This is a genomic window from Neisseriaceae bacterium CLB008 (assembly GCA_041228285.1).
GTDB lineage: Bacteria > Pseudomonadota > Gammaproteobacteria > Burkholderiales > Neisseriaceae > JAGNPU01.
Map to the genome: position 1 here is coordinate 1549556 of CP166133.1, position 12331 is coordinate 1561886.

General features: G+C 51.6%; 11 protein-coding genes and 2 tRNA genes. 10 read left to right on the plus strand and 3 right to left on the minus strand.

Going from position 1 to position 12331, the window contains the following annotated elements; translation table 11 throughout:
• Window positions 1-7: 7 nt before the first annotated feature.
• The 3 genes from thrS to AB8Q18_07060 form a co-directional block, all read right to left on the minus strand.
• A complete protein-coding gene (gene thrS / locus AB8Q18_07050) occupies window positions 8-1924 on the minus strand; it encodes a threonine--tRNA ligase (GenBank protein XDZ52816.1) in 1917 nt (638 codons plus the stop codon).
• A gap of 51 nt (window positions 1925-1975) precedes the next feature.
• Window positions 1976-2052: transfer RNA gene (locus AB8Q18_07055), tRNA-Val, on the minus strand.
• 46 nt (window positions 2053-2098) lie between these two features.
• Window positions 2099-2175 (minus strand) — tRNA-Val (locus tag AB8Q18_07060).
• 439 nt (window positions 2176-2614) lie between these two features.
• On the opposite strand from AB8Q18_07060, the gene AB8Q18_07065 reads away from it, so the two are divergent.
• From AB8Q18_07065 to AB8Q18_07110, 10 genes are all read left to right on the plus strand, one after another.
• The gene (locus tag AB8Q18_07065; GenBank protein ID XDZ52817.1) at window positions 2615-3076 is read left to right on the plus strand and encodes a GNAT family N-acetyltransferase; all 462 of its coding nucleotides are present in this window, start codon (window positions 2615-2617) and stop codon (window positions 3074-3076) included.
• A 67-nt stretch (window positions 3077-3143) separates the two neighbouring features.
• A complete protein-coding gene (tgt, locus tag AB8Q18_07070) occupies window positions 3144-4274 on the plus strand; it encodes a tRNA guanosine(34) transglycosylase Tgt (protein ID XDZ52818.1) in 1131 nt (376 codons plus the stop codon).
• A gap of 152 nt (window positions 4275-4426) precedes the next feature.
• A complete protein-coding gene (gene yajC / locus AB8Q18_07075) occupies window positions 4427-4726 on the plus strand; it encodes a preprotein translocase subunit YajC (GenBank protein XDZ52819.1) in 300 nt (99 codons plus the stop codon).
• A gap of 58 nt (window positions 4727-4784) precedes the next feature.
• On the plus strand, window positions 4785-6698 hold the full coding sequence (secD, locus tag AB8Q18_07080) for a protein translocase subunit SecD (GenBank protein ID XDZ52820.1): 1914 nt from the start codon (window positions 4785-4787) through the stop codon (window positions 6696-6698).
• A 5-nt stretch (window positions 6699-6703) separates the two neighbouring features.
• A complete protein-coding gene (gene secF / locus AB8Q18_07085; protein ID XDZ52821.1) occupies window positions 6704-7639 on the plus strand; it encodes a protein translocase subunit SecF in 936 nt (311 codons plus the stop codon).
• A gap of 48 nt (window positions 7640-7687) precedes the next feature.
• A complete protein-coding gene (locus tag AB8Q18_07090) occupies window positions 7688-8335 on the plus strand; it encodes a DedA family protein (GenBank protein XDZ52822.1) in 648 nt (215 codons plus the stop codon).
• A complete protein-coding gene (mutL, locus tag AB8Q18_07095) occupies window positions 8332-10212 on the plus strand; it encodes a DNA mismatch repair endonuclease MutL (GenBank protein ID XDZ52823.1) in 1881 nt (626 codons plus the stop codon). The genes AB8Q18_07090 and mutL overlap by 4 nt, the downstream gene beginning before the upstream one ends.
• Window positions 10212-11153 carry a tRNA (adenosine(37)-N6)-dimethylallyltransferase MiaA gene (miaA, locus tag AB8Q18_07100; GenBank protein ID XDZ52824.1) on the plus strand — a complete coding sequence of 314 codons (942 nt, stop codon included), beginning with the start codon at window positions 10212-10214 and terminating at the stop codon, window positions 11151-11153. The genes mutL and miaA overlap by 1 nt, the downstream gene beginning before the upstream one ends.
• The gene (locus tag AB8Q18_07105; protein ID XDZ52825.1) at window positions 11150-11668 is read left to right on the plus strand and encodes an RDD family protein; all 519 of its coding nucleotides are present in this window, start codon (window positions 11150-11152) and stop codon (window positions 11666-11668) included. The genes miaA and AB8Q18_07105 overlap by 4 nt, the downstream gene beginning before the upstream one ends.
• A gap of 83 nt (window positions 11669-11751) precedes the next feature.
• A complete protein-coding gene (locus AB8Q18_07110) occupies window positions 11752-12327 on the plus strand; it encodes a xanthine phosphoribosyltransferase (protein ID XDZ52826.1) in 576 nt (191 codons plus the stop codon).
• Window positions 12328-12331 lie beyond the last annotated feature (4 nt).

The window sequence follows — 12331 nt, forward strand, 5'->3', positions numbered from 1 at the left end:
TAAATAATTAGTCTACGGCAAGTGAAGCAGCAATTTCTTGTTTTAATAGTAACAAGAACTCGCTCACGGTCAATTGACCCAAATCTTCGCCACCACGACGACGAACGGCCACTTTGCCTTCCTGTTGTTCCTTATCACCAATCACAATTTGATAAGGTAGTTTTTGCAAGCTGTGTTCGCGGATTTTGTAACCGATTTTTTCATTACGTAAATCCAACTCCACCCTAAACCCAGCCGCCTTTAATTCTGCCGCTAAGTCTTTGCAATAATCAGCCTGTGCATCCGTGATGTTCATGATCACCATTTGCACCGGCGCCAACCACAAGGGGAATGCACCCGCATGGTTTTCAATCAGCATGCCAATAAAGCGCTCTAGCGAACCCAAGACCGCGCGGTGCAACATCACCGGGCGTTTACGGGTATTGTCTTCAGACACGTATTCCGCATCCAAGCGCTCTGGCAACACCAAATCCAACTGTAGTGTACCACACTGCCATGAACGACCCAGCGCATCCTTCACATGGTATTCGATTTTCGGACCATAAAATGCTCCTTCACCCGGAAGCTCAGTCCACTCCATGCCACAGTCGCGCAAGGCTTCACGCAAACCTTGTTCAGCCAAATCCCATGTTTCATCTGAACCAGCACGCTTTTCTGGACGTAGCGACAGCTTAATGGCCACATCGTTAAACCCAAACTGGCGATACACCTTCATGATCAGGCGGTTAAATTCACGCGCTTCAGAACCAATTTGCTCTTCTGTACAGAAGATATGGGCATCATCTTGCACAAAACCACGCACGCGCATCAAACCGTGCAAAGCGCCAGAAGGCTCATTACGATGGCAAGAGCCGAATTCAGACATACGCAAAGGCAGGTCACGATATGAGCGTAGGCCTTGGTTGAAAATCTGAACGTGGCCAGGACAGTTCATCGGTTTCACGGCATAGTCGCGCTTTTCCGACTCAGTGGTAAACATATTTTCTTGATAGTTGTCCCAGTGGCCTGATTTTTCCCACAAATTACGGTCCATGATCATCGGCGTACGCACTTCTTTGTAGCCGGCATTGTCTAGCTCATGGCGCATGTGCTGTTCAATGGTTTGCCACAGCGACCAGCCTTTAGGGTGCCAGAACACCATACCTGGCGCTTCGTCTTGCAGATGAAACAAGTCTAGCTGACGGCCTAGCTTACGGTGATCGCGCTTTTCAGCCTCTTCCAAACGGAATAAATAGGCTTTTAAATCATCTTTATTGGCCCAAGCAGTGCCATAAATACGCTGCAACATTTCGTTGTTGCTGTTGCCACGCCAGTAAGCGCCTGCAACCTTCATCAATTTAAATACTTTTAACTTGCCAGTTGACGGTACGTGCGGGCCACGGCACAGGTCGGTAAAGCTGCCTTCTTGATACAAAGACAATACTTCGCCCTGCGGAATGTCGCGGATGATTTCAGCCTTGTATTTTTCGCCTTGATCTTCAAAGAACTTGATGGCCTCATCGCGAGACAACTCAAAGCGCTCAACCGGCAAGTCAGCCTTAGCCAGCTCAGCCATTTTCTTTTCAATCGCCGCCAAGTCTTCGGGCGTAAACGGACGCTCATAGCTAAAGTCGTAATAAAAACCGTCTTCGATCTCAGGGCCAATGGTCACCTGAGCGGTCGGAAACAGCTCTTTCACGGCAAATGCCAATAGGTGAGCTGTCGAGTGACGTAAAATACCAAGGCCTTCGTCGTCTTTTGCGGTGATGATGGCCAGCTGTGCGTCTTCTGTCATCACGTATGAAGTGTCTACTAGCTTGCCATCAACCTTGCCCGCGATCGCTGCACGAGCCAATCCCGTGCCGATCGAAGCCGCCACATCATACACGCTCACAGGGGCATCAAATTGGCGAACGGAACCGTCCGGTAAGGTAACATTAAGCATGCAACAACACTCCTAAATCAAAAGCCGTCAAAAAAATGATTCATGGCCTATTGGTAGGCACGATTGGATTCGAACCAACGACCCCCACCATGTCAAGGTGGTGCTCTAACCAACTGAGCTACGTGCCTATAGGACCCACAAAGTTTAAATTATTACTGTCTAGACGTTCATTAATGGTAGGCACGATCGGATTCGAACCAACGACCCCCACCATGTCAAGGTGGTGCTCTAACCAACTGAGCTACGTGCCTAATGAACCAACTCTTGAAGCGATGCTGTTTTTTGCCCTTTACAGCAACCGCGTGCGGCGCCATCCATTCAAGCAATAACAAAAAACAGCCTCCTTAAAAAGAGACTAGATCACGATTGTACCCCACATAAAAAAGCTTTTGCAAGAAAATAGGCGTAGAGGCCCCATTATTCTGCATCATTGGCCTCGATCTGGCTCGTGATTCACCGACCTTATCGATTAAAATCTCAACATCATTCGCCTAACGCCGCACCGAATGCCCTCCCCTTATTAACCGCCCAAATATAGGCCTCGACTCTACCCGCCTCACGCGGTAAGCTGGTGAATATGATCGGCAGAGCCAGCCATCGGAACATTGAAAACGGCACCGTAGTGCCAACGAATGGACCGCCCCCAATCCTCACCCTTGCCGCACGACTTCATCACGACGGAGCATTATCATGACCCTCACTTGGCAAACCCTAACCTTCGCCCAACTCAACACGCTTGAGCTATACACCTTACTGCGCCTGCGCGTGGCCATATTTGTGGTTGAGCAAAACTGTGCCTATCCCGAACTAGATGGTAAAGACACCCATCCCGACAGCCGCCACCTCTTAGGCTACGACGCTGACGGCACGTTGGTGGCCTATGCCCGACTCCTGCCGCCGGGTCTCAGCTATCCGCAACCCAGCATTGGCCGCGTGGCCATCGACCATACGCAGCGCGGCAGCGGCCTAGGACACCACCTCATTCAAGAGGCACTGAGCCAAACCCAGAAGGCCTGGCCCGCTCAAGATATTCAAATCGGTGCCCAGCTGTATCTACAAACTTTTTACGAGCGTCACGGCTTTATGGCCGTCTCTGGGCCCTACCTGGAAGATGACATCCCCCATATAGACATGATTAAACCCCACGCATAAGCTGCGGACAAAGCGCCTCATTCATGGTTATAATAGGCGCTTTATTTTTACTGCGTTTACATACACCATGCTGTCATTCAAAGTACACAAAAAAGAAGGCTACGCCCGCCGCGGCACCCTCACCCTTAATCACGGCACGGTTGAAACCCCCGTATTTCAGCCGGTTGGCACCTATGGCTCGGTGAAGGCCATGACGCCGCAAAATCTGCATGACATTAAAGCGCAGATTATTTTGGGCAACACCTTCCATCTATGGCTACGCCCCGGCCTAGAGATTATTGAAAGCTTCGGCGGCCTGCATGGCTTTATGGGCTGGGACAAACCCATCTTGACCGACTCTGGCGGCTTTCAAGTATTTTCCTTAAAAGACATGCGCCAGCTAACCGAAGAAGGCTGTACCTTTAAAAGCCCCATCAACGGCGACAAGCTGTTCTTATCGCCAGAAATTTCGATGCAAATTCAAACCACGCTGAATTCCGACATCGTCATGCAGTTAGACGAATGCACGCCTGGTGAAGCCGATGAGAAAACCGCGCGCGAATCTATGCTGATGAGCCTGCGCTGGGCCGAACGTTCGAAAAAGGCCTTTGAAGACTTAAAAAACCCCAACGCACTCTTTGGCATCATCCAAGGGTCAATGTACGGCAACCTACGCCAAGAATCCGCCGCGGCGTTAATCGACATGGATTTTGACGGCATTGCCGTAGGCGGCCTATCGGTCGGCGAACCGAAGCCAGAGATGTACCGCATGATGCGCGAAATCGCACCGATGCTGCCAGAAGACAAGCCACACTACTTAATGGGCGTGGGCACACCAGAAGACTTGATTTACGGCGTAGCACACGGCATTGACATGTTCGACTGCGTCATGCCTACCCGCAATGCGCGTAACGGCTGGCTATTCACTCGCTTTGGCGATTTAAAAATCAAAAACGCCACTTACAAGATGGACCATCGTCCGATTGATGAAACCTGTGGCTGCTATGCTTGTCAAAACTTCAGTCGTGCCTATTTGCACCACTTACACCGCACTCAAGAAATCTTGGGCGCCCAGCTAAACACCATTCACAACTTGCATTATTACCAGCAGCTGATGCAAGATGTGCGTGATGCCTTAGATGAAGGTCGTTTTGAAACCTTCCGCCTACAGTTTGCCGAAGAGCGAGCTATGGGCGTGAACAGTCCCAAAAACCCTTAAACATTGAGGCATCACGAGATTATGGCGTTTATTCCAGCGGTTTTTTTGTATTTTCGAAAACAGCCGCGGAATATTGACAAAATGACTTGGAAAATTGGGCTGCCCCCTATAAAATAGCCCATTGTTTATAATTTTGACGTACAGGAAAAAAGATGATCGATTTTGCATACGCCGCCGACGCCGCTAGCTCTAGCAGCTTGATTGCCCAGTTCGCCCCATTAGTATTGATTTTGGTGGTGTTTTACTTCTTAATCATGCGCCCTCAGCAAAAGAAATTTAAAAATCATCAAAAAATGATTTCAGAACTAAGCCGCGGCACCAAAGTGATCACCAGCTCAGGCATCGTGGGTAAAATCACCAAGGTAGACGAACGTTTCTTTACCATTGAAATTGCTTCTGGTGTTGAAGTTCAAATCGAACGTTCTGCCATCGCCAGCGTAGTGGAAAACTAAAAAACCCTCGTTTTATGGCCGCACTCGTTGCGGCTTATTGCTTTTTGTAAGGTTGACAATGAACCGATATCCCATTTGGAAATACCTCATTATCCTCGTGGTATTTGTGGTGAGCTGCGTCTACGCCGTACCCAATTTATTTGGCGAGACGCCTGCCGTACAAGTATCCACCAACCGCCAGTCAATCGTCATCAACGAAGACACTATGGCGCAGATCGAAAATGAACTGCAGCAAAACAACATCCGTACCAACGGCATTTACCTAGACGGCAACAGCCTTAAAGTGCGCCTACACGATGCCGAGGCACAGCTTAAAGCCCGCGACATCATCGAGAATAACCTGGGTGAAGGCTACATCACTGCCTTGAACCTATTGCCTGACAGCCCAACATGGATGGCCAAAATCAGAGCCAATCCTATGTTCTTGGGCTTAGACCTACGTGGCGGCGTGCATTTCTTGCTGCAAGTAGACAAAAAGGCCGCGGTTGAGAAAAAGCTGGAACGCTACGCTGGCGACATTCGCCGTAGCCTTAAAACCCAAAAAATTCGCTATGGCAACATTCGCCAAACCGAGAACAACCTGATTGTACCGTTGCAAGACGCTGCCAGCCAAACTCAGGCCTTACGCGTATTGGCCAAAGATTTACCTGAACTAGGCGTTCAGGCCGAAGGCGACCGCTCAATTAAAATCGCGCTGACCCCGGCCTTGATTACCAAAATTCAAGACGATGCCGTAAAGCAAAACATGGGCACCTTGCATAACCGTGTCAACGAATTAGGCGTGGCTGAGCCCGTGATCCAACAGGCTGGCCCTGATCGCATCGTGGTGCAACTGCCTGGCATTCAAGACACCGCCAAGGCCAAGGACATCTTAGGCCGTACCGCCACCTTAGAAGTGCGCATGGTCGAAGACGACGCCGCTCTGATGCAGCAAGCCTTGGATGGCAACGTGCCAATGGGCTATGAGCTCTTGTATCAACCAAGCCAAATGGGCAACAGCCCCATCTTGATCAATCGCCAGGTTGAGCTAACCGGCGACAACATCAATGATGCCCAGCCGTCTTTTGACGAAAACGGCGCCGCTGCCGTAGCGATTAACCTAGACTCAACTGGCGCCAGCATCTTCCGTGACCTAACCCGCGAAAATCGTGGCAAGCGTATGGCCATGGTATTGATCGAACAAATTCCTCAAAAGAATGACGATCCAGCCGCACCTGTGGTGTTTGAAAAGAAATCAGAAGTAGTGACTGCCCCGGTGATTCGTACCGAAATCCCTAACGGCCGCGTACAGATTTCGGGCAGCATGAGCACCGCCGAAGCCAACGATGTGTCACTGCTGTTGCGCTCAGGCTCGCTAGCCGCACCGATGAACATCGCGGAAGAACGCACCATTGGCCCAAGCCTAGGCCAAGAAAACATCACTAAGGGCTTCCACTCAACCCTATGGGGCTTTATCGCCGTGGGCGGGTTCATGATTTTGTACTACCGCACCTTTGGCGTGTTCTCAGTGCTGTCATTAACCTATAACTTAGTGCTGCTGATTGCCATTTTATCCATGTTACAGGCCACCCTAACCCTACCAGGGATTGCCGCCATCGCCCTAACCTTAGGCATGGCCATTGACGCCAACGTTCTGATTAACGAGCGGATTCGTGAAGAGCTGCGCGCCGGCATGGCCCCTCAAATGGCCATCAGCGCAGGTTACAAACACGCTTGGGCAACGATCGTGGACTCCAACGTGACCTCGCTCATTGCCGGTATCGCCCTTTTGGTATTCGGTTCAGGCCCCGTTCGTGGCTTTGCCGTGGTGCACTGTATCGGCATCATGACCTCGATGTTCACCTCTGTAATGGTGTCCCGCTCATTCGTCAACATTTGGTACGGTCGCCGTCATCGCCTCAAAGAAGTGTCGATTGGCTCAGTGTGGCGTCCAGAAAATGACAGCCTTCGCGCTGGCAGCAATAAGGAATAAGCACAATGGAATTCTTTAAGATTAAACGCGACATTCCGTTTATGAGCTATGGCAAGCTCACTACCTTTATCTCGCTGGCCACCTTTATTTTGGCCGTGGTGTTTTTATTCACCAAAGGCCTTAACTTTTCGGTGGAGTTTACCGGCGGTACGGTAATGGAAGTGCAGTATAGCCAAGGCAGTGACCTCAATAAGATCCGTGATGAGGTCAACACCTTAAATTTAGGTACGGCTTCGGTACAGGCCCTAGGCACCACTAAAGACGTGATGATTCGTCTGCCGAACAAAGAAGGCATGAACTCAGCGCAGCTGTCTGAGCAAGTCATGCAGCTATTGAAAACCCAAGACGCCAATGTACAGCTGCGTAAAGTAGAGTTCATTGGCCCGCAGGTGGGCGATGAGCTGGTGCGCAGCGGCCTATGGGCGATCAGCTTTGTGTGTATCGGCATCATCATCTACCTATCGGTACGTTTTGAGTGGCGCTTTGCCGTATCGGCCATTATTGCCAATATGCACGACGTGGTGATTATTTTGGGCTGTTTCGCCTTGTTCCAGTGGGAATTCTCGCTGACCGTATTGGCGGGTATTCTCGCAGTACTGGGCTACTCGGTGAACGAATCGGTGGTGGTGTTTGACCGGATTCGCGAAAACTTCCGCAAACCCGGCATGCGTGGCCACACCGTGCCTGAAGTCATCGACAACGCCATTACCTCCACCATGAGCCGTACCATCATCACCCACGCCTCAACCGAAGCGATGGTGATCTCGATGCTGGTTTTTGGTGGCGACGCCCTACACGGCTTTGCCATGGCGCTGACCATCGGCATTGTCTTTGGCGTGTACTCATCGGTCTTGGTGGCCAGCCCGATGCTGATGTTCTTCGGACTCAGCCGCGAAAGCCTGATCAAGCCGATCAAGAAAAAAGAAGAAGCCGTCGTTTAACCCCACACATAAGGTTGCCTTCGGGCAACCTTTTTCCTAGAGGCTCCCATGGAATTAATCACCACCTTAATGGATTATTTCTTACACCTTGACGTTCATCTATTAGAACTCAGCCAAAACTACGGCACCTACATCTACCTGATTTTATTCCTCATCATTTTTTGCGAAACCGGCCTCATCGTCACCCCATTTTTACCGGGTGATTCACTGCTGTTTATGGCAGGCAGCATCGCCGCCCTTGGCGAAATGAACATCTATTTAATGATGGCCTTATTGATCGTGGCCGCCATTTTGGGCGACACCGTCAACTACAGCATCGGCAAGGCCATCGGCGCCAAGCTCTTCAGCAACCCCCACTCCAAGTTTTTCAAGCAAAGCCATCTGGCCAAAACCCATGCTTTTTATGAAAAACACGGTGGCAAAACCATCATCATTGCCCGATTCGTGCCCATTGTGCGTACGTTTGCACCGTTTGTGGCGGGCATGGGCAGTATGTCTTATCGTAAATTCATTACCTATAACGTCAGCGGCGCCATCATTTGGGTCTTGCTGTTCGCCACGGCGGGTTATTTATTTGGTAATCTAGAAATCGTGAAGAAAAACCTCTCAGTCATCATGCTGGGCATCATTATTTTATCCATTATGCCAGGCGTGGTGGAATACCTACGCCATCGTAAAGGTAGCCAAAAACAATGAGTCACATCATTCAATTACCCGACCACCTCATCAACCAGATTGCGGCGGGTGAAGTGGTGGAGCGGCCAGCCAATGCCCTCAAAGAAATCTTAGAGAACAGCATTGACGCCGGCGCCACCGACATACAAATCGAACTGGTCAACGGCGGCACGAAATTAATGCGCGTCAGCGACAACGGCGGCGGCATGTTAGAGGCAGACCTGTCTTTGGCCCTGCATCGCCACGCCACCAGCAAAATTAAAAGCCTACACGATCTAGAACACGTTCAATCCATGGGTTTTCGCGGCGAAGGCTTGGCCAGTATTGCTGCGGTCAGCCGCCTTACCCTCAGCAGCAAACACGCCGATAGTGAACACGGCCACCAAATCGTGGCCATCGACGGCAAGCTCCACCCCGTGACCGCCACCGCTCACAATCTGGGCACCACGGTCGAAATCGTCGACATCTATTTCAACACCCCTGCGCGGCGCAAGTTTTTAAAGTCTGACAACACCGAATACGCCCACTGCCTCAGCGCCATTGAGCGCATTGCTTTGGCTAATCCTCAGATCGCCTTCAGCGTACGCCACAACGGCAAGCAAACCTTAAGCCTGCCGCTACAGTCTGGGCTAGACCGCGCTGCCGCCATCTTAGGGGAAGACTTTAAAGCCGCCGCACTGACGGTTCCGGCACAAGAAGGCGTCTTGTCTTTAAGCGGCTATATTTCTAGCCCCACCTACAGCAAGGGCAAGACGGACAAACAATATTTTTACGTCAACGGTCGCTTTGTGCGCGATAAGGTATTATTCCACGCCGCCAAGCAAGCCTATCGAGATGTCTTACACCATGAGCTCACGCCTGCTTTTGCCTTGTTTTTAAGCATGCCGCCAGAGATGGTCGACGTGAACGTGCACCCCACCAAGACTGAGGTACGTTTTCGTGAAGGCCAGGCCATTCACCAACTGGTGTTTCACGCCCTCAACCGCGTTTTAGCCGACACCCGCGCCGACGTACGCCCCTCGATTAGCCAGCCGGCGCTTGGTCTAGGCGTCGATGCGAGCCCAGAGCCCACCCTGCCTACCAGCATGAACACTCGCCCAAGTAGCGGCTCTGCCGCAAGCGGCGGCGTGAGCCCAGCACCGTTTCGCCCCCAAAGCGGCGGTGCCAGTTATCAGCGCCCGCTGAGCTTGGCGCAGTCAAAAGAAGCTTTAAACGCCTACGAATCTCTGTATCAACGCCCTGCTGAGCTGGATCAAATCAGCGCGGCTCAAGCCGCTTTGGCCGAGCCCCAGCCTGGGGATGAAGCCGCACCTGAACATCCACTTGGCTACGCCATCGCCCAGCTATGCGGCATCTACATCTTGGCCCAGGCGGACAACAGCTTGATCTTGGTCGACATGCATGCCGCCCACGAACGCGTGACCTATGAGCGCCTAAAAACCCAGCTAGACGAAGGCGATATTGCCACCCAAACGCTGCTGATTCCGGCCTCGTTTGAAGCCACCGCACTCGAAGCCGCCACCGCCGCCGAACACCAAGACACCTTACAACAGCTTGGCCTATCACTGTCTCTACTGGGCGAACACACCATTGCCGTGCGTTCTGTGCCGTTAATGCTGGCCAAGGGCGATTACGTAGGCTTGGCCCAATCTATTTTGGCCGACATTCAAAGCTATGGCGCCAGCCACGTACTCACTGAGAAACGCAATGAACTGCTGGCCACCATGGCCTGCCACGGCTCGATTCGCGCAGGTCGACAGCTGACGCTGCCAGAAATGAATGCGCTGTTACGCGATATGGAGCAAACCCCGCGCTCAAACCAGTGCAATCATGGCCGCCCGACCTGGGTTAAATTAACCATCAATGAGCTGGATGGTCTATTCATGAGGGGGCAATAGTGATGCACCCTTCCGCCTTAGCTATTTTGGGCCCGACCGCCTCGGGCAAAACTCAGCTGGCCTTAGACCTGGCTCAAGTACACGCCATTGAAATCATCAGTCTTGACTCGGCCCTCATCTATCGCGACATGAACATTGGCACTGCCAAGCCCAATGCGGCTGAACTGGCTCAAGTGCCCCACCATTTGATCGACATCATTTCGCCGTTAGACAGCTACAGTGCCGCTGATTTTTGTCGCGATGCCCTGGCCTTGATTCAAGATATTCAGGCGCGCGGCAAGCTGCCCGTTATCGTGGGCGGCACCATGATGTATTACAAAGCCCTCACCGAGGGCTTAAACGACTTACCAGCGGCCGACCCTGCAATACGTGCTCAGCTCCAAGCCGACAAAACCACCCTAGGGCTCTTGGCCCTATACCAACGCCTACAGACGGTTGATCCCCTCACCGCTGAGCGACTCAAGGCAGGCGACAGCCAACGCATCGAGCGTGCCTTGGAAGTATTCATGCTCACCGGCAAACCAATGAGCCAGCATTTTCAAGAGCAAGAGGCGCAAAAGCCGGCGCTGAATTTAACCACGCTGGCCTTAATCCCAGAAACCCGCAGCCTGCTGCATGCGCAAATCAAAAAACGGTTTGACGCCATGATGGCAGGCGGCTTTCTTGACGAAGTTCGTCAGCTACAGGCCAAATATCCAAGCCTGAATCCTGACTTGCCGTCGATTCGCTGCGTGGGCTATCGTCAAGCTTGGGCTTATTTAGCCGGTGAAGACGATCTAGCTGGCATGACAGAAAAAAGCATCATCGCCACCCGTCAGCTGGCTAAGCGCCAGCTGACCTGGCTACGCAGCCTAGACTATGAGCTGGCTCTAGACCCCTATACCGAAACCGATTTACTGGCGCCAACCTTGGCGCTCTTAGCGCGAAAGAATCTTGCATGAGTTTGACCACCCCTCCCGCCCCCATTATCCGCCGCCTGTTTGCCATTGTGTATGAATCGCTGCTGGTGACCGCCGTCTCCCTCGTCGCCCTATTGATTTCAGTGCCCTTTACCTATGTATTCCCCACCACCAGCATGGTGCCTCAGGTAATTTCCGGCTTGATCTTATGTCTCGCCTGGGGCCTATACTTTGGCCTATCTTGGGCCAAGAGCGGCCAAACCTTGCCGATGAAGGTTTGGCGTATTCGCCTCGTCGACCAGCGCGACCAGCTGTTAAGCCGCCCACACATTGTGATTCGTCTGGCCTGGATGCTGACCTTTATGGCCGGCATTCCCGCCATTGCTTATCTGGCCGCCCGCAACAAAGGTTTACCCAGCCAGACTTCATTTTATTTAGCCAGCTTTTGGTGGATTCTCACCTGGGGCTACGCTTTTTGTAATCGTGACAAACAGTTTTTACATGATAAATTAGCGGGCACTCGTCAGATTTTGATTGAGAAAACCCCGCGTAAATGAATTATTAAGCTTTAACCCTGTAAACCAGGGCAAAAAAACGCTATAATCTCCGACTTCACTTAACTGATTTGGCCCACCACGCAATGGAAGAACTCAAACAACGCATTTTAAACGACGGCCGCCTACTTGATGGCTATATTTTAAAAGTCGATAATTTTTTAAATCATCAGCTAGATGTACAGCTTTTAGACAATATGGGTAAAGCCTTTGCTGAGCGCTTTGCCGGTGTTGAAATTGACAAAATTTTGACCATTGAAGCTTCTGGCATCGCCGTTGCCTGCATGGCCGCACGTCATTTTAACAACGTGCCTGTGGTGTTTGCCAAAAAAACCCAAAGCCTGAACATGGATCAAGAAGCTTATGAGAGCGAAGTGTTTTCCTACACCAAGCAACAAGGCTATAAAGTTCGTGTGTCGCATCGCTACCTGCATCAGGGCGAACGCGTTTTGATCATGGATGATTTCCTAGCGCACGGCAACGCCAGCCTAGGCCTCATCGACTTGGTTAAACAAGCAGGCGCGACGCCAGTGGGCGTGGGCATCGTGATCGAGAAAGGCTTCCAAGACGGCGGCAAAGCCATCCGTGATGCTGGCGTACAGCTTGAATCATTAGCCGTATTGGGCCCCATCGAAAACGGGACCATTGAATTCTTGGCTTAAACCT

Coding starts and splice junctions, on each gene's coding strand:
- thrS (XDZ52816.1), bottom strand. CDS start 1,924: ATGCTTAATGTTACCTTACCGGACGGTTCCGTTCGCCAATTTGATGCC.
- AB8Q18_07065 (XDZ52817.1), top strand. CDS start 2,615: ATGACCCTCACTTGGCAAACCCTAACCTTCGCCCAACTCAACACGCTT.
- tgt (XDZ52818.1), top strand. CDS start 3,144: ATGCTGTCATTCAAAGTACACAAAAAAGAAGGCTACGCCCGCCGCGGC.
- yajC (XDZ52819.1), top strand. CDS start 4,427: ATGATCGATTTTGCATACGCCGCCGACGCCGCTAGCTCTAGCAGCTTG.
- secD (XDZ52820.1), top strand. CDS start 4,785: ATGAACCGATATCCCATTTGGAAATACCTCATTATCCTCGTGGTATTT.
- secF (XDZ52821.1), top strand. CDS start 6,704: ATGGAATTCTTTAAGATTAAACGCGACATTCCGTTTATGAGCTATGGC.
- AB8Q18_07090 (XDZ52822.1), top strand. CDS start 7,688: ATGGAATTAATCACCACCTTAATGGATTATTTCTTACACCTTGACGTT.
- mutL (XDZ52823.1), top strand. CDS start 8,332: ATGAGTCACATCATTCAATTACCCGACCACCTCATCAACCAGATTGCG.
- AB8Q18_07105 (XDZ52825.1), top strand. CDS start 11,150: ATGAGTTTGACCACCCCTCCCGCCCCCATTATCCGCCGCCTGTTTGCC.
- AB8Q18_07110 (XDZ52826.1), top strand. CDS start 11,752: ATGGAAGAACTCAAACAACGCATTTTAAACGACGGCCGCCTACTTGAT.